Below are 20982 nucleotides of genomic sequence, written 5' to 3' on the forward strand. Positions count from 1 at the left end.
GACTGCCGGCACTGCAGGTGTCAGCACTGCAGGTGTCAGCACTGCAGGTGTCAGCACTGCAGGTGTCAGCACTGCAGGTGTCAGCACTGCAGGTATGAGCACGGCAGGTGTCAGGTGTGCTGCGACTCCGCCTCGCGTGCGTTCACGCGTTCGCGCTGGGGGATCACGGTGTACTTGGGGTCCCGCGCCGACTGCATGCCCGCGTGGAAGATGCCGAAGCGCGTGCAGGCCGAGCCCGCCAGCAGTGCCGTCCCGCTGAGCGCCGCCGCCGCGCGGCTGCGCCCGCCGAGCAGGACGGCTCCGGCGGTGCCCGCGGCCGACAGGATCTCGCCTGCGCGCATGAACCGGCCGGCCTTGCCCACCTTGTACGGTTCGGCGGCCAGTCCGGCGCGGCGCTCGATCGTCTTCGCCGCGGCCAGTTCCAGGGCGCCGCCGATCAGCGCAGCGGTGCGCATCGGCCCGGTCTCGCGGACGGGTGCCACGGCCAGCGCCATGCCGGCCGCGGCGGACGTCGCCGACCCGGCGAACACGAACGGCAGCTCCCGCCGCCCCTCGTGCCAGGCCGGCACCGCGGTGTCGGCGATCAGCACGGCGGTGTAGGTGGTGACGGCCGGGCCGAGCGCGGCGGCCGCGGCGGTGGCGGCGGCGCCGAGGCGCGGGAACCTGCCGGTCGCGTCGAGGACGGCGGCGGCGCCCGCGGCGGGTCCGTAGCCGGCCAGGATCCAGGAGCCCATGCTCATCGGCGACGTCGGCTTCATGACCCGCAGCATGTTGGCGAACCGCTCGGGCCGCCCGAGGTCGTGGATGAGCGCCGCCGTGGACCCGGTGATGGCGGCCAGCGAGGAGATCTTCAGGGCCCGCGCCGCGGCCGGGCGCCCGGTGAGCTGCGCGCCCGCGGCCAGCACCGACCCGGCGCCGGCGAGCCCGCCGAGGAACAGGTAGGCGGCCACGTCGTACGCCTTCCAGGTCGGCGGCTTCAGAATCGGCCTGCCGTAGTAGGAGGAGAACTCGGCCTCCGGCACCATCGCCGTCTCGCCGCGCCGGCCGCGCCGCCTGCGCCCGCCGCCGCCCCCGCCCGGCAGGCCCTTGCCGACCAGCGCCTCCCGGTCCGGCCGCGCGCCGTGCACGCCGTCCTTGCGCACCTCCGACTCGCTCATCGTGCTCCTCCCTCGCGGCCGTGCGCGGCGAAGACGGCGGCGAGGCCGCCGAGCATGGCGGCGGCGGCCACCCCGGCGTGCCGCCACATGGAGGGCATGTCGCGCGTGGTGACGACCGGGTCCGGCGGCAGCCCGTACACCTCCGGTTCGTCCAGCAGCAGGAAGAACGCGCCGTCGCCGCCGACGCCGTCGTCCGGGTCGTGGCCGTAGAGGCGGGCGTCCTCCACACCGATGTCGTGCAGCTGCTCGACCCGCAGCGCGGCCCGCTCGCGCAGCTCGTCCAGCGGCCCGTACTGGATCGAGTCGGTCGGGCACGCCTTCGCGCAGGCCGGCTCCAGCCCGCCGCCGATCCGGTCGTAGCACAGCGTGCACTTCCAGACCCGCCCGTCCTCCTTGCGCTGGTCGATGACGCCGTACGGGCAGGCGGGGACGCAGTAGCCGCAGCCGTTGCAGATGTCCTCCTGGACGACGACCGTGCCGAACTCCGTGCGGAACAGCGAACCGGTCGGGCAGACGTCCAGGCATGCGGCGTGCGTGCAGTGCTTGCACACGTCGGACGCCATCAGCCAGCGCATGTCCGTGCCGGTCCCGTCCGACGCGGCGCCCGGGGAGCCGCCGTGGTCGGTGCCCGGTTCGGCCCGCCCCATCGGCTTGCTCTGCTCGATGAACGCGACGTGCCGCCAGGTGTCGGCGCCGAGCTGCTGGGTGTTGTCGTAGGACATGCCGGTGAACTCCAGGCCGTCCTCGGGCACGGAGTTCCACTCCTTGCAGGCCACCTCGCACGCCTTGCAGCCGATGCACACGGACGTGTCGGTGAAGAAGCCCATCCGGGGCGGCGGGTCGGTGTAGCCCGCGTCGGCCGCGACGTGCGGCTCGGCTCCGGCGAGCAGGTTCCGTCCCACCAAGCCGCTCATCCCAGGCCCTCCCATCCGTGCCGCCGACCCTTCTCCGACTTCCCGGCGAGGCGGCTCCTACACACCTCTCCCGCCCGTTGACGCGGATTTCGGCGCATCGATAGCGTCAGGGGATGACCGCTGAGTTCACCGGTTACGCCGGCCCGCTGGACCAGACGCTCGGGCTGCTGGTGACCGAGGCGTCCGAGCAGGGGGTCGTGGCCGAGCTGGAGGTCACCGACAAGCTCATGCAGGCGTACGGGATCGTGCACGGCGGCGTGTACTGCGCGATCACCGAGACGGTGTGCAGCATCGGCGCGGCCCTCACCGTCGGGCTCGACCAGCAGGTGGTCGGGGTCAGCAACCACACGCGGTTCATCCGCGCCGTGCGCGCCGGGCGGCTGACGGCCCGCGCCCGCCCGGTCGACCGGGTCGGCGACCACGTCACCTGGCAGTCGACGATCAGCGACGAGCGCGACCGCGTCGTCGCCGAGGGCACCGTGAACCTGCTGCGGCTCTCCCCGCCCGCCCAGCCCGCCCCGCCGGCTTAGCCCGGCCGCCCGGCGGGACTCCGCTCACTCGCCGGACATCGCCTTCCACTGCCGGTCGGCGGCGGGACGCCAGGCGTCGTGGCGCTCGTGGAACAGCGCGAACGCCTGCGAGCCGCTCCAGTCGTCCGGCAGCAGCTCCGCCGGAAGGGCCGGGTCGAGGAACGGGAACCGGCGCCACTCCTGGACGAGCCTCGTGTGCGCGGCGAACGTGCCCGGCTCGTCGGCGGGGCGCAGCGCGCGGACGGCGTCGAGAAAGTCCTCGTAGGCGAGCTCGATCTCGTCGAGGTCCCACGCCTGGCGGGCCACGCGGCGCGCCTCGGCCAGGTCGCCGAGGCCGCCGGTGAACAGCGTGGAGGTGTCGGCGACGCCGATCTCGGCGAGGACGCCGCGCACCTCGGGCTCGCGGCCGGGGTGCGGGCTCACCCACACGCCGGGGGACAGGTTGCCGAGCCCGCTCCAGGCGAGCCGGGTGCGCAGCAGGTGCCGGAGCCGCCGGCTGGTCTCCGGGACGGTCGCGAGGACCAGCAGCCACCGCCCGTCCCACGGGCCGACCGGGCCGCCGAACCCGTAGATCCGCTCGGTGCCGTCGGTCAGCAGCCGCTCGCCGGCCGGGGTGAGCCGCCAGGCGGTGCGGCGGCCGCGCCGCTCCCCGGCGAGCCAGCCCTCGGCGGCGCTGCGCGCGAGCGCCTGCCGGACGGCCTTCTCCTCCACGCCGAGCAGCCCGAGCGCGCGCAGGAACGTCGCCGTCCAGACCGCTTCGCCGCCGGGCAGGACGAACTCGCCGAGCACGGTCAGCAGCAGCGACCGGGCGCTCGCCGCGCCCAGCTCGCGCCGGCGCCGGAACTCGGGCCGGGGCGGCGCCGCGTCCCCGCCGGATCGGGCCATGTGCTTCTCCTTCTGAGCCCTTCAGGGGCGCGGCGGTCCATGGAACGCTGTCCAGTATCGCGCCACCGCCGCGCGCCTCGTGCGCGGTCCGCGCGACCCGAGCCTCATTCCACAAGTCTATTGACTGGCGTTTCATCCATGTAGAGCATAAGTGCCACGGTTCCCGGCGACTGGAGACCCCGATGACCGCTGAAACGGCGACCGCACCGGCCGCGTCCGACACGTTCAACGCATCCGACTACCTCCTCCAGGCGGCCGGACGGGCCGACACCGCCGGCCGGACGGCGCTCACCGGGCCCGGGGGCGACCTCGCCTACGCGGAACTGGCGGAGCTCGCCGGGCACGTCGCGGCCGGGCTGGCGAGCCGGGGGCTGCGCGGCGAGGAGCGCGTGGTGCTGTTCATGGCGGACGGGCCGCTCATGGCCGCCGCGATCCTCGGCGCGATGCGGCTCGGCGCCGTCCCGGTGCCGGTGTCGACGATGCTGACGGGCGGCGAGCTGGCCGCGCTGCTCAACGACGCGCGGGCCAGGGTGCTGCTGGTCAGCGACGCGTTCGCGGTGACGGCGGAGGCGGCGCTCGCGCTGGCGCCGGGCGTGCGGCACGTGGCGGTGGAGGGCGGCGCCGCGCTCCAGGCGCCGCCCGGCGTGCGGGTGACCACCTTCGACGCGCTGGTCCGGGACGGCCGCGAGCGCGGCGGCGAACCGCCCGAGCCCGACGCGACCCCCTACGCGACCTCGGACGACTCCAGCGCGCTGTGGCTCTACACGTCCGGGACGACCGGCAAACCGAAAGGCGCGATGCACCGGCACGCCAACATCCGGCACGTCGTGGAGACCTACGGCCGCCAGGTCCTCGGCATCACGCCCGAGGACCGCTGCTACTCGGTCGCCAAGCTGTTCTTCGCCTACGGGATCGGCAACTCGCTGTTCTTCCCGCTCGCGGTCGGCGCCACCGCGATCCTGGACCCCGACCGGCCGACGCCCGCGTCCGTCGCGGAGCGGCTGGCCGAGTACCGCCCGACGCTGTTCTTCGCCGTCCCGACCTTCTTCGCCGCGATCCTGAACGCGGACGTGCCGGTGGAGGCGTTCGCGTCCGTGCGGCTGGCGGTGTCGGCGGGCGAGCCGCTGCCCGCCGAGCTGTGCCGCCGCTTCACCGCCCGGTACGGGGTGGAGATCATCGACGGGATCGGCTCGACGGAGTGCCTGCACATCTTCCTGTCGAACCGCCCGGGCCAGGTGCGGCCGGGCACGACGGGCACCGCCGTCCCCGGGTACGAGCTGCGGGTCGTGGACGACGACGGGGCCGACGTGCGGCCGGGCACGCCCGGTTCGCTGCTGGTGAAGGGCGAGTCGATCGCGACGGGCTACTGGTGCCGCACCGACACCACCCGCAAGGTGTTCCAGGGGGAGTGGCTGCGCACCGGCGACACCTACGTGGTGGACGAGGACGGCTACTACACCTGCCTCGGCCGGACCGGCGACATGCTCAAGGCCGGCGGGATCTGGGTGTCGCCCGCCGAGGTCGAGGCGCGGCTGCTGGAGCACCCGGCGGTGGCGATGGCCGCGGTCGTGGGGCTGCCGGACGCCGACGGCCTGGACAAGCCGGTCGCCGCGGTCGTCCTCAAGGAGGGGGCCGTCGCCGAGCCGGCGGAGCTGATCGGCTTCTGCCGGGCCGGGCTCGCCTCGTTCAAGCGCCCCCGCGAGGTGCTGGTCGTGGACAAGCTGCCGACCACCCCCACCGGCAAGCTCCGCCGCTTCGCCGTCCGGGACCTGGCCGCCGCCCTGCTGGCCGCCGACTAGCCCCGGCCCGGAGTCACGGTGCGGAGGCGTCCGCCGTGCGGTTGGGCGGGCTGGTCGGCGCCGCGGCCGGTCTCTGGTTCTCCTCGGCCCTGGGGTGACCCGGGGGTGACGGGTCCGTCCATGTGCTACAAACTCTTGACGTACTGACCGTGTTCTGTGGAGCATGTGGGTACGGACAGAGCGGAGGAGCGCGCATGCACGTCGAGTTCCGGACGGACCCGGCCCGCTACCGGCACTGGCGCCTGGACGTCGACGGGCCGGTCGCCACGCTCACCATGGCGGTGGACGAGCGGGGCGGCCTGGTTCCCGGCTACGAGTTGAAGCTCAACTCCTACGACCTCGGCGTGGACATCGAGTTGTACGACGCCGTCCAGCGGCTCCGGTTCGAGCACCCCGGCGTCCGCACCGTGGTGATCACCAGCGGCAAGGAGAAGGTCTTCTGCGCGGGCGCCAACATCCGGATGCTGGCCGCGTCGCCGCACTCCTGGAAGGTGAACTTCTGCAAGTTCACCAACGAGACCCGCAACGGGATCGAGGACGCGACGGAACACTCGGGGCAGACCTACCTCGCGGCGCTCAACGGCACCGCGTCCGGCGGCGGCTACGAGCTCGCCCTCGCCTGCGAGCACATCATGCTGGTGGACGACCGGTCCTCGGCGGTGTCGCTGCCGGAGCTGCCGCTGCTCGGCGTCCTGCCCGGCACCGGCGGCCTGACCCGGGTGTCGGACAAGCGGCACGTCCGCCGCGACCGCGCCGACTACTTCTCCACCAAGGCCGAGGGGCTCGGCGGCAAGAAGGCGGTGGCGTGGCGGCTGGTGGACGAGGCCGTACCGCGCACGGCCTGGGACGCGACGGTCGCCGAGCGCGCGCGGGAGCTGGCGGCGCGCTCGTCCCGTCCCGCCGATGCCGAGGGCGTCGCGCTGGTGCCGCTCGCCAAGGAGCGCACCGACACCTCGATCTCCTACCGGCACGTGACGGCGGCGCTCGACCGCGACGCCGGCACCGTCGAGATCACCATCGCCGGTCCGGAGGCGCCCCCGGACGGCGGCTTCCACCGGGAGGACTTCTGGACGCTCGCCATGACCCGCGAGCTGGACGACCTGATCCTCGACCTGCGCACCAACGAGCTCGAACTCGGCACCTGGGTGCTCCGCACGCGCGGCGACGCCGAGCACGTCCTCGCGCACGACCGGCTGCTGCTCGACAACGCCGGCGACTGGCTCGCCAACGAGATCGTCCTCTACCTCAAGCGGACCCTGAAGCGCCTCGACGTCACCAGCCGCAGCCTCATCGCCCTGGTCGAGCCGGGGTCGTGCTTCGCGGGCTCGCTGCTGGAGGTCGCGCTCGCGGCCGACCGCACCTACCACCTCGACGGCGTCTTCGAGGACGTCGACCCGGACGCCGACCCGGCCGCGGTCACCGTGGCCGCGATGAACCTCGGCCCGCTGCCGATGGCCAACGGCCTCACCCGCCTGGAGACCCGGCTGCTCGGCGACGAGGAGACCCTCGCCGCCGTCCGCGACGCCGCGGGCAAGCCCCTGGAGGCCGCCGACGCCGAGCGCCTCGGCCTGGCCACCTTCGCGCCCGACGACATCGACTGGGACGAGGAGGTCCGCATCGCGATCGAGGAGCGGGCCGGCTTCAGCCCCGACGCGCTGACCGGGCTGGAGGCCAACTACCGCTTCCCCGGCCCGGAGACCCTGGAGACCAAGATCTTCGGACGGCTCACCGCCTGGCAGAACTGGATCTTCACCCGCCCGAACGCGTCCGGACCCGACGGCGCGCTGCGCCGCTACGGCACCGGCCGCCGCGCCGACTTCGACCGAAAGCGAGTCTGACCCCATGCCGACCACGGCCGACTACGGCGAGAAGATCCCCAACAACGTCGGCCTGCATGAGGACCGGCGCCTCCAGCGGGCGCTGGAGTCGTGGCAGCCCGACTTCCTGAACTGGTGGGAGTCGATGGGCCCGACCCTGCCCACCCAGGACGTCTACCTGCGGACCGCCGTGAACGTCGGCCGCGAAGGCTGGGCGCACTTCGGGCACGTCGCCATGAAGGACTACCGCTGGGGCATCTTCCTCGCCGAGCGGGACGGCGACCGGCGCATCGGCTTCGGCGCGCACAAGGGCGAGCCCGCCTGGCAGAAGGTCCCCGGCGAGTACCGCGCGGACCTGCAGCGCCTCATCGTCATCCAGGGCGACACCGAGCCCGCGTCCGTGGAGCAGCAGCGCAACCTCGGGGCGACCGCGCCGAGCCTGTACGACCTGCGCAACCTCTTCCAGGTGAACGTGGAGGAGGGCCGCCACCTGTGGGCGATGGTCTACCTCCTGCACGCCTACTTCGGACGCGAGGGCCGCGAGGAGGCCGAGGAGCTGCTGCACCGCAACTCCGGCAGCGAGGAGTCGCCGCGCATCCTCGGCGCGTTCAACGAGGAGACCCCCGACTGGCTGTCGTTCTTCATGTTCACCTACTTCACCGACCGGGACGGCAAGTTCCAGCTCGGCACGCTGAAGGAGTCGGGCTTCGACCCGCTGTCGCGGACCTGCGAGTTCATGCTCAAGGAGGAGGCCCACCACATGATGGTCGGCACCACGGGCATCGACCGCGTCGTGGAGCGGACCGTCCAGCTGATGAAGGAGCACGACACCGACGACGTCACGGCGCACGGCGCGATCTCGCTCGACGTCGTCCAGAAGTACCTGAACTTCCACTACTCGGTGTCGCTCGACTTGTTCGGGTCCGAGACGTCCAGCAACGTCGCCAACTACTACACGGCCGGGCTCAAGGGCCGCTGGATGGAGGGCCGCCGCAAGGACGACCACCGCCTCACCGACGACGCCGCCCTCGTGGACGCCCTGGTGGACGGCGCCGTCGGGCAGACCGAGGTCGCCGCCCTCACCGGCCTGAACACCGACCTGCGCCGCGAGTACATCTCCGACTGCCAGAGCGGCGTCAACCGGTGGAACCGCATCCTGGCGGACGCGGGCCTGCCGCAGCGCCTCTACCTGCCGAGCGTCGCGTTCAACCGCAAGGTCGGCGCGTTCGCCGGCATCGAGGCCACCCCGGACGGCGAGGTCGTCCCCGCCGAGGAGTGGGAGCGGCGCAAGGGCGCCTGGCTGCCGACGGAGGTCGACAAGACCCATGTCCGGTCGCTGATGCGGCCCGTCCACGAGCGCGGCAAGATCGCCGCCTGGATCGCCCCGCCCCGCAACGGCATCAACGGCAAGCCCTTCAACTACGAGTACGTCCGCCTCTAGGACGCGCCGTTCACGAACGCGACGCCGCCGCGCGCCCGTCCTGGGCCGGCCCGTCCGATGTCAGCGGGCGAGGTGGCGGGAGATGACCAGGCGCTGGATCTGGTTCGTGCCCTCGAAGATCTGCATGACCTTGGCCTCGCGCATGTAGCGCTCCACCGGGAAGTCGCGGGTGTAGCCGGCGCCGCCGAGGACCTGGACGGCGTCGGTCGTCACCTTCATCGCGTTGTCGGTGGCGACCAGCTTGGCGATGGACGCCTCGCGGCCGTAGGGGAGGCCGGCGTCCTTGAGGCGGGCGGCGGACAGGTAGGTGGCGCGGGCCGACTCGACGGCGGCGGCCATGTCGGCGAGGACGAACGCCAGGCCCTGGTGGTCGATGATGGCCTTGCCGAACGCCTCGCGCTCCTTGGCGTAGGCGACGGCGGTGTCCAGCGCGCCCTGGGACAGGCCCGTGGCGACGGCGGCGATGCCGAGGCGGCCCGCGTCGAGGCCGGCGAGGGCGATGGACAGGCCCTGGCCCTCGTGGCCGATCAGGTTCGCGGCCGGGACGCGGGCGTCCACCAGGCGGACGGTCGCCGTGGTGGAGCCCATCAGGCCCATCTTGTCCTCGGGCTCGTCGAACTCCAGGCCCGGGGTGCCGGCGGGGACGTGGAAGCAGGAGATGCCGCGGGAGCCGGTGTCGGCGGTGCGGGCCATGACCGTGTAGAAGTCGGCCTCGCCGCCGTGGGTCGTCCACGCCTTGGCGCCGTTGAGGACGTAGGAGTCGCCGTCCCGGACGGCCTTCGCGCGCATCGCGGCGGGGTCGGAGCCGGCGTGCGCCTCGGAGAGGCAGTACGCGCCGAGCTGCTCGCCCGACAGCATGCCGGGCAGCCACTCCGCGCGCTGCTCGTCGGTGCCGTAGGCGAACAGGGGGAAGCAGGAGAGGGCGTGGACGCTGACGCCGACGCCGACGCTCGCCCACACCGCGCCGATCTCCTCCAGCACCTGGAGGTAGACCTCGTACGGCTGGGCGCCGCCGCCGAACTCCTCCGGGTAGGGGAGGGTGAGCAGCCCGGCCCGGCCGAGCGTCGCGAACACCTCGCGCGGGAACGTCTCGGTGCGCTCCGCGTCGGCGGCGTTCGGGGCCAGCTCCTTGGTCGCGATCTCGCGGGTCAGCGCGATCAGGTCCGCGGACTCGGGGTTCGGCAGGTGCCGGGTGGCGGGCATGGGCGACTCCTTTCGGCCGCTCCAGAGTACCAAGACCGGTACCGGCGAACCCGTTTCGGTACTGCCCTTTGGTAGCGTCTCCCGCATGGACGAGCGGGTCACCCGGGCGGCGCGGCGGCGGGAGGCGCTGATCGGGCGGCTCATGGACGTCTTCCTCGACCGCGGGTTCGCCGAGCTGAGCGTCGCCGACCTCGCCGCGCTGCTGCGCTGCTCCAAGAGCACGCTGTACGCGGTCGCGGCGAGCCGGGAGCAGATCATCGTCGCCGTGGTGCGCGCGTTCTTCCGGCGGGCGACCGAGCGGGTGGAGGCCGCGCTCGACCCGGCCGCCGATCCGCGCGAGCGGGTCGGCGCCTACCTGCGGGCGATCTCGCGGGAGCTGGCCCCGGCGTCGCCCGCGTTCTTCGCCGACCTGGACGCGTTCGCGCCCGCACGGGAGATCTACAAGCAGAACACCGGGTTCGCGGTCCGCCGGGTGCGGGGGCTCGTCCGGGAGGCCGACGGGCGGATGCCCGGCGCCGACGCGGACTTCGTCGGCGTCGTCGCGGGGCAGGTGATGGAGTCCATCCACCGCGGCGAGATCAAGGCGCAGACCGGTCTGGACGACTCCGCCGCCTACGCCGCGCTGGCCTCGCTGATCGTCGCCCGGATGCGGCCGTCCGGCGCCGGCCCCGAGTAGCGCCGCCGGCTAGCGCCGCGCCGTCTGGAGCGCGTGCTCCACGAGGGCGACCAGCACGCCGCGCGCCACCTCCCGGCTCCGCACGTCGCACATCAGGACGGGCACGTCCGGGTCGACGTCGAGGGCGTCGCGGATCTCCTCGACGGCGTAGCGGCGGGCGCCGTCGAACTGGTTCGCGGCGACCACGAACGGGATCTCCCGCTGCTCGAAGAAGTCGATCGAGGCGAAGCTCGACGACAGCCGGCGGGTGTCGACCAGGACGATCGCGCCGACGGCGCCGTAGGCGATCTGGTCCCACATGAACCAGAACCGCTCCTGGCCGGGCGTCCCGAACAGGTACAGCCGGACGCCGCCGGAGAACGTCAGCCGGCCGAAGTCCATCGCGACGGTCGTGGTGGTCTTGCCCTCGACGCCGCCGAGGTCGTCCACCCCGATCGAGGCGTCGGTGAGGGTCTCCTCGGTGCGCAGCGGGCGGATCTCGCTCACCGCGCCGACCAGCGTCGTCTTGCCGACGCCGAAGCCCCCGGCCACCAGCACCTTCAGCGTGTGCATGGGGACGTCGTCGGCCGGCGCGTACGGCGTCGCGGACGGGTCAGAGGCGGCGAAGTTCATCGAGGACTCTCATCAGGATGCGGGGGTCGGGGCGTTCGGACGGTTCCGCCGCCTGCGGGACCTCCTCGATCAGGCCGTACTGGTGCAGGTCCTCCAGCAGGATCTGCACGACCCGGAACGGAAGGTCGGTCTCCGAGGCCAGGTCGGCCGGCGTCGACGGCCGCCGGCACAGCTCCAGCAGCCGCCGCTGCTCGCGGGACAGCCACACCCGGTCACCCGGGGTGCGGCCGGTCGCGACCAGGATCGTCACCAGGTCGACGACGAGCCCGCGCGGGCGGGTGCGCCCGCGGGTCACCGCGTACGGCCGGACGACCGGGCCGGCGTCCCGGCCGATCCAGCGCTCTCTCGGCGTCTCCACGGTCGCTCAGCCCGACGCACCCGGCCGTACCGACGCGTCCTCGGCCTCGGCGCGCGGCGACGCCGACAGCGCCCGCCGCACCCGCTTGATCAGCATGGTGGTCTCGTAGGCGACGAGCCCGGCGTTGCCGCCCGCGTCGCTGAGCACCGCGAGGCAGCTGCCGTTCCCGGCCGGCATGACGAAGAACAGCCGGTCGTCGAGCTCCACCACCGTCTGCCGCACCTGCTTGGCCTGGAAGTGCTCGCGGGCGCCGTTGGCGAGGCTGTGGAAGCCCGACGACAGCGCCGCGAGGAACTCGGCGTCCTTGCGGGTGACGTCGCCCGAGGCGCCCATGACCAGCCCGTCGCGGGACAGCAGCACGGCCTGGCGGACCTCGCCGACCCGTTGCACCAGATCCTCCAGCAGCCAGTCGAGCTCGCCGGTGGCGTGGCCCTGCCGAGTCATGCTTCCCCCCATTCATCGCGTGGTTCGAGATCGCCCGGTTCGTCGTCGGCGATCCTGCCGCGCAGCCATCCCGACTGTAGCGAGGCCATCAGATCGCGGCTGAGCTCCGGACTCGGCTCCTCGAAGTCCTCGTCCGCCGGGGCGGCCTCCTTCGGCCGCCCGTTCAGCGGGCGTTTGCGCAGCTGAGGAGCGAGGTTGCGCTGCCGGACGCGGCGCGGGAGCCGCCCGGTGACCTCGCTGTCCTCGACCGCGCCCGGTTCCGGATCCTCGTCCAGCGGCCGGGTTCGGCCATTGGCCCGCCCGGGCGGGTCGAAGGACACCGGCGAATCGGCGGCCCCGTCGGAGGAGACCTGCGCGTCGTAGGAGACCCGAGCTTCGTAGGAGGCTCGCGCGTCGGCGGCGGGCGGTGCGAAGGCCGGCGGCGTCTCGAAGGAGACCGGCGTGTTGAAGGCGACCGGGGCGGGCGGGCCGTCCGGCGGCCCGGTGCGCGCCGGCGGGCTCGCCGGGCCGGGCAGTGCGCGGCGGACCGGGCGGCCGAGCCGCGGCGCGCCCGCGCCGACCGGCTGCGCCGCGGCGGTGCCCTCGCCGATCGGCTGCCACTGCTCGTCCAGGACCACCAGGGCGTGCGGGACGAGGACGATCGCGGTCGTGCCGCCGTACGCCGAGGGCTGCAGCGAGACCTTGATGTCGTGCCGGGCGGCGAGCCGCGCGACGACGAACAGGCCGAGCCGCTCGGTGTCGACCAGGTCGAACTCGACGGCGCTGGCGAGGCGCCGGTTGAGCGAGTCCAGCTCCTCCGGGGCGAGGCCGATGCCGCGGTCGACGACCTCCACCGCGAGCCCGTTGGCGACGGTCTCGACCTTGACGGTGACCTCGGTGGTCGGCGGGGAGTAGGCGGTGGCGTTCTCGATCAGCTCGGCGAGCAGGTGGATGACGTCGGCGACCACGTCCCCGCTGACCGCGGCCGACGTCGCGCCGGTCACCTCGATGCGGGTGTAGTCCTCGACCTCGGCGATCGCGGCGCGCACCACGTCCTCGGCGGCGACGGGGTGGTCCCAGGCGCGCACGGTGGGCGACCCGGACAGGATGACCAGGCCCTCGGCGTGCCGCCGCATGCGGGTGGTGAGGTGGTCGAGGCGGAACAGGTCGTCCAGCTCCTCGGGGCTGGACGCGCGCCGCTCCATCTGGTCCAGCAGCCGCAGCTGCCGGTGCAGCAGCGACTGGCTGCGCCACGACAGGTTCACGAAGACCCGGTTGATGCTGGCGCGCAGCTCCGCCTCGCCGATCGCGGTGCTGATCGCCTGCCGCTGGACGGTCTCGAACGCCTCGCTGACCAGCGCGACCTCGCGGGTCTTCCCGGAGGCGGGGCGGGGCGTCTCGGCGTCCAGGTCCACCCGCTCGCCGCGCCGCAGCCGCGCCACGACGCGGGGCAGCCGCTCGTTGGCCAGCTCCTGCGCCGACCGCTGCAGCCGCCGCAGCTCGCCGGCGTGCCGGCGGGCGAACAGCAGCGACAGCACGATGGACGCGATCACGGCGAGCAGCCCGACGCCGCCCGCGAGGTAGACCCGCAGCATGATCCGGTCGCCGGCGGGCTCGACCTCGTCATGCTGGAGCTGCTGGCCGGCCTTGTAGGTGGTGCCGAGCCACAGCTGCCCGGCGGCCTGGACGGCGGCCTGCCACCGCTGCGGGGCCGGGGCGCGGCCCTGCCGCACGATCGCGGTCTCCAGCGCGACGAAGTCGGCGTAGGCGGGGGAGTTCACGAGGCCGCTCATGGTCTTGGCGACCGAGCCGCTGAGCCCGGCGTGCCCGAGCTCGATCAGCTCGGCGCGGGCGCCCGCCCACTCGGAGAAGGCGGCCCGGCCGCCGGCCTTCAGCCGACCGCCGCCGAGCCCCGTCAGCAGCAGGTCCTCGCGGAGCATGAAGTCGCGCGCCCAGTACATGTAGAGGACGCCGTTGGTCTGCTGGTAGACGTCGACGTCGTCGATGGTGACCAGCGTGGTGAGCAGCCGGACGGTCTTGTCGAAGGCGTCGCTGTAGGCGTTGATGGCCTCCAGCGCCGTGACGTTCCGCGCGGTGATCTGCGACCGGATACTGGCGAGCTGGTCGAACTGGTTGCCGACGTCCCGGGTGCGCTGGATCCCGCCCTCGGCCATGTGCTCGGTGGCCTGGGGCGAGAGCCCGAGCTTGCGGAACAGGGCCACCGCGCGCTGGGTCTTGGCGACGGCGTCATGGAACTTCCGCTCGTTCGCCGCCGACGGTGCCACCAGCGCGGCGACGGCCGCGCCGCGCTCCTCCTGCACCGCCTGCATGGCGAGGTTCGCGGGCTGGCCGACCCGGTCGTGGTTGTCGGCGTACTGGTTGCGCAGGAGCGCGTCGTTCAGCGCCGGGACCGCCGAGTACGTCCACAGGGCCACGAGCGAGACCAGCGGGATGGCGAGGAGCAGGACGATCCGCCGCCCGATCGGGCGCGTGCGCGGGCGCCCGTGGGATCTGGGCTCCTGTTCGGGACTCGACAACGGCCCACTCCTGATCGTCGGCGGCCACCTTCAAGGGTGACGAAGCATACTCACGCCGATTTGTCCGGGGCCAGTGCCCTCACCTGCTGGAACTCGCGTCCAGTGGAATGCGGTTCGGGTCGCCGGAGCGAATCGGCGGACGGTGCGCGCCGATGCCCCCGCAGTGCCGGGCTTTTCGGTGTCTTCGCAGGTCAGCGCGTTCTGATTGGCGCCATTCCGGGCTGACCTCGCGGAATGCGTTCCGGTTCTCCCGGTGATGATCGACACGAGCCGTGCAGGCGGTCGGGACGGACCGTGATGGCGCGCCGAAAGTCGATCTTGTAAAACGAGGGGAGAATGAGGCCAATATTGGCCGTTTTGATGCAGAGTCGTGTCTTGTTGCGGGAATTGACGCGTGTCAGGCTTCGGGTTGCTTCGTCCCCCCACAAACGGAGACCTGGTATGCGCAGAGCCGCGCTCGCAACCCTCACCGGGCTGTCGCTCGCAGCCGCCACCCTGGCCGCGGTGCCGACCGCAGCGGCGGCCGGACCGGCCGACGCGAAACTGGCCCGGCTGGTCACGCTGAAGAACGTCCGCCACCACCAGCTGAACCTGCAGAAGATCGCGGACGCCAACGGCGGCAACCGGGCCGCCGGGCTGCCCGGCAACACGGTCACCATCAAGTACCTCGCCGACCAGCTCAAACGGGCCGGCTACAGCCCGGTCGTGCAGAAGTTCACCTTCGATTTCTGGCAACAGACGGCCGAGCCGGTCTTCGCCGAGACCGCCCCCGAGCAGAAGACGTTCGCGCCGGACACCGACTACGCGACCCTCCAGTACTCCGGGTCCGGCGACGTCACCGCGCCCGCCGCCCCCGTCGACAGCGGGGCCACCGGGCTCGGCAGCGGCTGCGAGGCCGACGACTTCGCGGGCTTCCCGGCGGGCGCCATCGCGCTGATCCAGCGCGGCGGGTGCTTCTTCTCCGTCAAGGCCGACAACGCCGTCGCGGCGGGCGCGTCCGCCGTGGTCATCTACCAACTCCCCGACCAGCCCGGACCCGTCGGGGGCACGCTGACCAAACCGTACGGCATCCCGGTGGTCGGCCCGACCAACGCGGTCGGCAAGGCGCTCGTCGACCAGGCGAACAACGGCGGCGTGACGCTGCGGGTGAAGACGCAGACGCTCAACGAGAAGCGCGAGACCGCCAACGTCATCGCCGACACCAAGCGCGGCAGGCCGGGCAACATCGTGGTCGTCGGCGCCCACAACGACAGCGTCACCGACGGCCCCGGCATCAACGACGACGGCTCCGGCACCGCGACGCTGCTGGAGATGGCCAAGCAGATCAACAAGCTCGGCTCCAAGGTCCGCAACAAGGTGCGGTTCGCGTTCTGGGGCGCCGAGGAGGAGGGCCTGCTCGGCTCGCAGTACTACGTCGACACCCTCCCGCAGGCCGAGCGCGACAAGATCGCGCTGATGCTCGACTTCGACATGCTCGCCTCGCCCAACTACGTGAACTTCGTGTACGACGGCGACGACAGCGCGGGCGAGAACAACGTCGAGCCGCCCGCGGGGTCCGGCGCGATCGAGAAGGCGTTCACCGACTACTTCGCGGGCCGGGGCCTCGCCACCGACCCGACGCCGTTCAACGGGCGGTCGGACTACAACGCGTTCATCACCGCGGGCATCCCCGCCGGCGGCGTCTTCACCGGCGCCGAGGGCATCAAGACGCCCGCGCAGGCGGCCGTCTACGGCGGCACCGCCGGGGTGGCCTACGACCCCTGCTACCACGCGGCCTGCGACCGCTACGACAACGTGAACCTCAAGGGCTTCGACCAGATGATCGACGCCACGGCCGCGGTGACGCAGCTGTTCGCGCACAGCACGCTGACGGTCAACGGCAACGAGCTGGCCAGACGCGCTCCTGCCCAGGCCGCCAAGCGCACCGTGCCGGACGAGATCGGCACCTACGCGACCCGGTGACCCGGTAGCCGAGTCTCGGTGAGGGGCGCGCCCGGCAGCGGGCGCGCCCCTCTCACGTCCGCTCCCTCAGCCGAGCGCCTCGGCGATCTCGCGCAGCGCCGGGCGCGGGTCGTCGTCGCCCAGGACCTGTACCGCCACTTGGTCGGCGCCCGCGTCCAGGTGCCCCCGCACCCGCGCGGCCAGCGCCGCCGCGTCGCCCTGCGCGACCAGCGCGTCGATGAGCGCGTCGCTGCCGCCGCCGGCCACGTCGGCGTCGGTGAAGCCGAGCCGCTTGAAGTTGCCGACGTAGTTGCGCAGCCCCAGGTACATCTTCGCGGCCTCCCGCGCCGTCGCGCGGGCGCGCGCGGCGTCGGTGTCGAGCACGACCTTCTGCTCGGGGACGAGCAGCGGCCCGGCGCCGAGCGTCTCCCGGGCCTGCTGGGTGTGCTCGGGCGTCGTGAAGTACGGGTGCGCGCCCGCCGTGCGCTCCGCCGCCAGCCGCAGCACCTTCGGCCCGAGCGCGGCCAGCACCCGCCCGCCGGCCGGGACGCCCGCGGCGTCCAGGTCGTCCAGGTAGCGGACGATCGTCTCGTACGGGCTGCGGTACTCCTGCGTCGCCTCCGGGTGGCCGATGCCGACGCCGAGGAGGAACCGGCCGCCGTGCGCCTCGTTCAGCCGGTGGTAGGACGCGGCGACCTCCGCGGCCGGCGTGGCCCACATGTTCACGATGCCGGTCGCGATCACGAGCCGGTCGGTGCCGGCCAGCAGCCGCTCGGCGATCTTCAGGTCGCCGCGCGGCGACCCGCCGATCCAGATGGCGCCGTAGCCGAGGTCCTCGACGTCCTTGGCCAGCTCCGGATCCAGCATGCTCCACGGCCGCCAGATCCCGAGCCGGCCCAGTTCGATCTTGTCCATGTCGCCCCCAACACTCGCCGCGGCCGTTTCATGCCCCCTTCCCCGGTGCCAGGATGTGAACATGACCGACCGGCCGCTCCTGCTGCTCCTGGACGGCCACTCGCTGGCCTACCGGGCGTTCTACGCGCTGCCGGTGGAGAACTTCACCACCACGTCCGGGCAGCCCACCAACGTCGTGTACGGGTTCGCGAACATGCTGGCGAACGTGCTGCGGGACGAGCGCCCGACGCACGCGGCCGTCGCGTTCGACGTGGGGCGGCGGACGTTCCGCGCCGAGGCGTTCCCGGAGTACAAGGCGACCCGGACCCGGTCGCCGGAGGAGTTCGGCGCCCAGCTGCCCGTCCTGGACCGGCTGCTCGGCGCGATGAGCGTCCCGGTGCTGCGGGCGCCCGGCTACGAGGCCGACGACGTGATCGCGACGCTCACCGCGGCGGCGGTGGCCGACGGCATGGCCGTGCTGATCGTCACCGGCGACCGCGACGCGCTCCAGCTCGTCGGTGACGACGTCACCGTCCTGTACTTCTACCGGACGGCCGCCGAGATGGTCCGGTACACGCCGGAGGCGGTGCGGGAGAAGTACGGGCTGACCCCGGCGCAGTACCCCGACTTCGCGGCGCTGCGCGGCGACCCGTCCGACAACCTGCCGAGCATCCCCGGCATCGGGGAGAAGACGGCCGCGAAGTGGGTCCGCGAGTTCGGCACCCTCGACGCGCTGCTGGAGCGGGCCGGCGAGGTGAAGGGCAAGGCGGGGGAGAGGCTGCGCGGCGCGCTCGGCACGGTGCGGCTGAACCGGCGGCTCACCGAGCTCGTCCGCGACGTGGACCTGCCGGTCGGGCCCGCCGACCTGCGGCGCCGCCCCTACGACCTGTCCGCGTTCACCGCGCTGCTGGACGAGCTGGAGTTCCGCAACGCCAGCCTCCGGCAGCGCCTGTTCGCCGCCGACCCGGGCGGGGGACGTCCCGCGGAGGCGGCGCGGCCCGAGCCGGTGAAGGGCCGCGAGCTGGGCCCGGACGAGCTGCCCGGCTGGCTGCGCGCCCATGGCACGGGCCTGATGGGGCTGGCCGCCGACTGGACGTGGGCGCGCGGCGCCGGCGACATCGCGCGGATCGCGCTGGCGTCCGGCGACGACCACGCGGCCTCGTTCGAGCCGTCCGCGCTCACCGAGGCCGACGAGCGCGCTTTCGCGGACTGGCTCGCCGACCCGTCCCGCCCCAAGGCGCTGCACGATGTGAAGGCGCTGCTGCGCGTGTTCGGCGAGCGCGGCTGGCGCCTGGACGGCGTGGCCACCGACACGGCGATGGCCGCCTACCTGCTGCTCCCCGGCCTGGCCGCCTACGGGATCGCCGACCTCGCGGGCCGCCACCTCGGCCGCCGCCCGCCCGCCGAAGGGGCCGCCGGGCTGATGCTCAGCGCGCGCGCCGTCCTCGACCTGGCCGACAAGTTCACCGCCGACCTCGCCTCCACCGGCATGGACGCGGTCCTCCGCGACGTCGAGCTGCCGCTGTCGGACCTGCTCGCCCGCGCCGAACGCGCCGGGATCCACGTGGACGCCGCCCTCCTGGACGAGCTGGAGCGCCACTTCGCCGAAGGCATGGAGCGCGCCGCCGACGACGCGGCGGAGATCGCCGGGCGGCGGTTCAACCCCGGCTCGACCAAGCAGCTCCAGGAGGTGCTGTTCGGCGAGCTGGACCTGCCCCGCACCAAGAAGATCAAATCCGGCTACTCCACCGACGTGGACGCGCTGACCTGGCTCGCGACGCAGACCGGCAACGGGCTGCCGGAGGTGCTGCTGCGCCACCGCGACCAGGCGCGGCTGCGCACGACCGTCGCCGGGCTGATCCGGGAGATCGGCGCGGACGGCCGGATCCACACCACCTTCCAGCAGACCGTCGCCGCCACCGGCCGGCTCACCTCGACCGAGCCGAACCTCCAGGTCATCCCCGTCCGCACCGAGGAGGGGCGGCGCATCCGGCGCGCGTTCCTGCCCGGGCGCGGCTACGAGTCGCTGCTGACCGCCGACTACGGCCAGCTCGAACTGCGCGTCATGGCGCACCTGTCGCAGGACCCGACGCTGCTGGCCGCGTTCGCGTCCGGCGAGGACCTCCACGCCACGATGGCGGCGCAGGTCTTCCAGGTCGCCGCCGCGGACGTCACCCCCGACATGCGCCGCAAGATCAAGGCGATGTCGTACGGGCTGGCGTACGGCCTGTCGGCGTTCGGGCTGGCCAAGCAGCTCGGCATCCCGCAGGCGGAGGCGCGCCCGCTGATGGACGCCTACTTCGCGCGGCTCGGCGGCGTCCGCGACTACCTCGACCACGTCGTCGCCGAGGCCCGCGCCACCGGCTACACCCGGACCGTCCTCGGCCGCCGCCGCTACCTGCCGCACCTGACCAGCGACAACCGGCAGCGCCGCGAGACCGCCGAGCGGATGGCGCTGAACGCGCCGGTCCAGGGCTCGGCCGCCGACATCGTCAAGATCGCGATGCTGCGGGTGGACGAGGCGCTCACCGCGGCCGGGCTGCGCAGCCGGCTGCTGCTCCAGGTGCACGACGAGATCGTCCTGGAAGTGGCGCCGGGGGAGCGGGACGCGGTCGAGGCGCTCGTCCGCGACCGCATGACGACCGCCTACCCGCTCACGGTCGGCCTGGAGGTCGCCATCGGCGCCGGCGCCGACTGGAACGCCGCCGCGCACTAGGCGCTCGGCGGGCGGCCCTCCCACGCGTCACCGAGCAGGACCCGCAGGCCCGCCTCCTCCACCGGGCGCGGGTTCGCGAAGCCCCCGGCGGCGGCCCGCGCGACCACATCGTCCAGGTGGGCGGGGTCGGCGCCGAGGTCCTTGAGCGAACGCGGCAGGCCCAGCGAACCGGACAGCTCCCACAGCGCGCGGGCCGGATCGCCGCCGCCGAGCGCCCGGCGCAGCGCCCGCACGGCGTCCGGCGCGGCCGGGGCGTTGTAGGCGAGGGCGTGCGGCAGCAGGACGGTGTGGGTCTCGGCATGCGGCAGGTTCAGCGACCCGCCGAGGATGTGGCACAGCTTGTGGTGCAGGCCCATCGTCGTCGCGCTGAGGCAGGTGCCGCACAGCCACGCCCCGTACAGGGCGCGGGTGCGCGCGGGCAGGTCGCCGGGCGACCGCACGACCTCCGGCAGCGCCTCCGCCAGCACCCGGACGGCCTCCTCCGCCATCAGCGACACCACCGGCGACGCGTCGGGGGCGTACAGCGCCTCGACGGCGTGCGCCATCGCGTTCATCCCCGACGCCGCCGACACCGCGGGCGGCAGGCCCAGCGTCAGGGACGGGTCGTAGAGGACCGTCCGTGCCAGCACGCGCTCGTCGCGCCCGGTGCGTTTGACGCCGTCCTCCGTCATGCCCCACACCGGCGTCATCTCCGACCCGGCGTACGTCGTCGGGACGGCCACGATCGGCAGCCCCGTCTCCTTCGCGACCGCCTTGGCCAGGCCGACCGCCGACCCGCCGCCGACCGCGACCAGCCCGTCCGCGCCCGCCGCCGCGGCGGCCCGGCACGCCTCCGCCGCCGCGTCCGCCGGGACGTGCATCACCGCCCCGGCGTGCACGCCGGCCAGCCGGTCCCCGAGCGCCGCCGCGGCGCGTTCGGCGTCCGCGCGCCGCCCCGGCGTCGCGAGGACCAGCACCCGGGACAGCCCGAGCGCGGCCGCCTCGGCGGGCAGGCCGGCGAGCGCGCCCGCGCCGAAGACGACCCGCACGGGCAGCGGCCGGTAGGTGAATCGCAGCGCGTCCATGGCCCGACTCTACGG

The 20982-nt window shown here is 73.5% G+C and carries 17 protein-coding genes; 7 read left to right on the forward strand and 10 right to left on the reverse strand.

Translation table 11 applies throughout. From position 1 onward, the window contains the following. Positions 1-110 precede the first annotated feature (110 nt). Complete coding sequence (gene nrfD, locus ACGFI1_RS13985; RefSeq protein ID WP_392785448.1) at positions 111-1157, reverse strand: NrfD/PsrC family molybdoenzyme membrane anchor subunit; 1047 nt, start codon at positions 1155-1157, stop codon at positions 111-113. Further along, on the reverse strand, positions 1154-1984 hold the full coding sequence (locus tag ACGFI1_RS13990; protein ID WP_301176828.1) for a 4Fe-4S dicluster domain-containing protein: 831 nt from the start codon (positions 1982-1984) through the stop codon (positions 1154-1156). The genes nrfD and ACGFI1_RS13990 overlap by 4 nt, the downstream gene beginning before the upstream one ends. Before the next feature lie 200 nt (positions 1985-2184). On the opposite strand from ACGFI1_RS13990, the gene ACGFI1_RS13995 reads away from it, so the two are divergent. Then, the gene (locus tag ACGFI1_RS13995) at positions 2185-2601 is read left to right on the forward strand and encodes a PaaI family thioesterase (protein WP_392785450.1); all 417 of its coding nucleotides are present in this window, start codon (positions 2185-2187) and stop codon (positions 2599-2601) included. A 24-nt stretch (positions 2602-2625) separates the two neighbouring features. Here ACGFI1_RS13995 and ACGFI1_RS14000 read toward each other — a convergent pair whose 3' ends face one another. Then, positions 2626-3486 (reverse strand): PaaX family transcriptional regulator, encoded by an 861-nt coding sequence (locus ACGFI1_RS14000; RefSeq protein WP_386869187.1) that lies wholly within the window; start codon positions 3484-3486, stop codon positions 2626-2628. Between the two features lie 182 nt (positions 3487-3668). Between ACGFI1_RS14000 and ACGFI1_RS14005 the strand changes: the two genes are divergently transcribed. The 3 genes from ACGFI1_RS14005 to boxB all read left to right on the forward strand — a co-directional run bounded on the left by ACGFI1_RS14005 (position 3669) and on the right by boxB (position 8543). Further along, complete coding sequence (locus ACGFI1_RS14005; protein WP_392785452.1) at positions 3669-5285, forward strand: benzoate-CoA ligase family protein; 1617 nt, start codon at positions 3669-3671, stop codon at positions 5283-5285. A gap of 194 nt (positions 5286-5479) precedes the next feature. After that, on the forward strand, positions 5480-7123 hold the full coding sequence (gene boxC / locus ACGFI1_RS14010; protein WP_386869183.1) for a 2,3-epoxybenzoyl-CoA dihydrolase: 1644 nt from the start codon (positions 5480-5482) through the stop codon (positions 7121-7123). 4 nt (positions 7124-7127) lie between these two features. Then, positions 7128-8543 (forward strand): benzoyl-CoA 2,3-epoxidase subunit BoxB, encoded by a 1416-nt coding sequence (boxB, locus tag ACGFI1_RS14015; RefSeq protein WP_392785455.1) that lies wholly within the window; start codon positions 7128-7130, stop codon positions 8541-8543. 60 nt (positions 8544-8603) lie between these two features. Here boxB and ACGFI1_RS14020 read toward each other — a convergent pair whose 3' ends face one another. After that, positions 8604-9746, reverse strand: a complete 1143-nt coding sequence (locus ACGFI1_RS14020) for an acyl-CoA dehydrogenase family protein (RefSeq protein ID WP_392785457.1) — start codon at positions 9744-9746, stop codon at positions 8604-8606. Positions 9747-9831: 85 nt separating this feature from the next. On the opposite strand from ACGFI1_RS14020, the gene ACGFI1_RS14025 reads away from it, so the two are divergent. Next, on the forward strand, positions 9832-10422 hold the full coding sequence (locus ACGFI1_RS14025; RefSeq protein WP_392785459.1) for a TetR/AcrR family transcriptional regulator: 591 nt from the start codon (positions 9832-9834) through the stop codon (positions 10420-10422). Between the two features lie 9 nt (positions 10423-10431). Here ACGFI1_RS14025 and ACGFI1_RS14030 read toward each other — a convergent pair whose 3' ends face one another. The 4 genes from ACGFI1_RS14030 to ACGFI1_RS14045 are packed head-to-tail and all read right to left on the reverse strand — an operon-like array spanning position 10432 to position 14352. Beyond that, positions 10432-11034: a GTP-binding protein gene (locus ACGFI1_RS14030; RefSeq protein ID WP_138635380.1), complete on the reverse strand. Its 603-nt coding sequence runs from the start codon at positions 11032-11034 to the stop codon at positions 10432-10434. Next, a complete protein-coding gene (locus ACGFI1_RS14035) occupies positions 11015-11392 on the reverse strand; it encodes a DUF742 domain-containing protein (protein WP_138635379.1) in 378 nt (125 codons plus the stop codon). Before ACGFI1_RS14035 ends, ACGFI1_RS14030 begins: the two co-directional genes overlap by 20 nt. A 6-nt stretch (positions 11393-11398) precedes the next feature. Beyond that, a complete protein-coding gene (locus ACGFI1_RS14040; RefSeq protein ID WP_138635378.1) occupies positions 11399-11836 on the reverse strand; it encodes a roadblock/LC7 domain-containing protein in 438 nt (145 codons plus the stop codon). Further along, positions 11833-14352: a sensor histidine kinase gene (locus tag ACGFI1_RS14045; protein WP_392785461.1), complete on the reverse strand. Its 2520-nt coding sequence runs from the start codon at positions 14350-14352 to the stop codon at positions 11833-11835. Before ACGFI1_RS14045 ends, ACGFI1_RS14040 begins: the two co-directional genes overlap by 4 nt. Before the next feature lie 441 nt (positions 14353-14793). Between ACGFI1_RS14045 and ACGFI1_RS14050 the strand changes: the two genes are divergently transcribed. Further along, positions 14794-16314, forward strand: a complete 1521-nt coding sequence (locus ACGFI1_RS14050; protein ID WP_392734594.1) for a M20/M25/M40 family metallo-hydrolase — start codon at positions 14794-14796, stop codon at positions 16312-16314. A gap of 66 nt (positions 16315-16380) precedes the next feature. Here the strand turns inward: ACGFI1_RS14050 and ACGFI1_RS14055 are convergent, their stop codons facing one another. Next, positions 16381-17208 (reverse strand): LLM class F420-dependent oxidoreductase, encoded by an 828-nt coding sequence (locus ACGFI1_RS14055; RefSeq protein ID WP_392785463.1) that lies wholly within the window; start codon positions 17206-17208, stop codon positions 16381-16383. A 61-nt stretch (positions 17209-17269) separates the two neighbouring features. On the opposite strand from ACGFI1_RS14055, the gene polA reads away from it, so the two are divergent. Beyond that, positions 17270-19903: a DNA polymerase I gene (polA, locus tag ACGFI1_RS14060; RefSeq protein ID WP_392785465.1), complete on the forward strand. Its 2634-nt coding sequence runs from the start codon at positions 17270-17272 to the stop codon at positions 19901-19903. On the opposite strand, the gene ACGFI1_RS14065 is transcribed toward polA, so the two are convergent. After that, entirely contained in the window at positions 19900-20967 is a 1068-nt protein-coding gene (locus tag ACGFI1_RS14065) for a maleylacetate reductase (RefSeq protein WP_392785467.1), read from the reverse strand. The two genes, polA and ACGFI1_RS14065, sit on opposite strands and share 4 nt — an antisense overlap. Between the last annotated feature and the right edge of the window lie 15 nt (positions 20968-20982).

This window comes from Actinomadura geliboluensis, from assembly GCF_043197915.1.
Lineage (GTDB): Bacteria > Actinomycetota > Actinomycetes > Streptosporangiales > Streptosporangiaceae > Spirillospora > Spirillospora geliboluensis.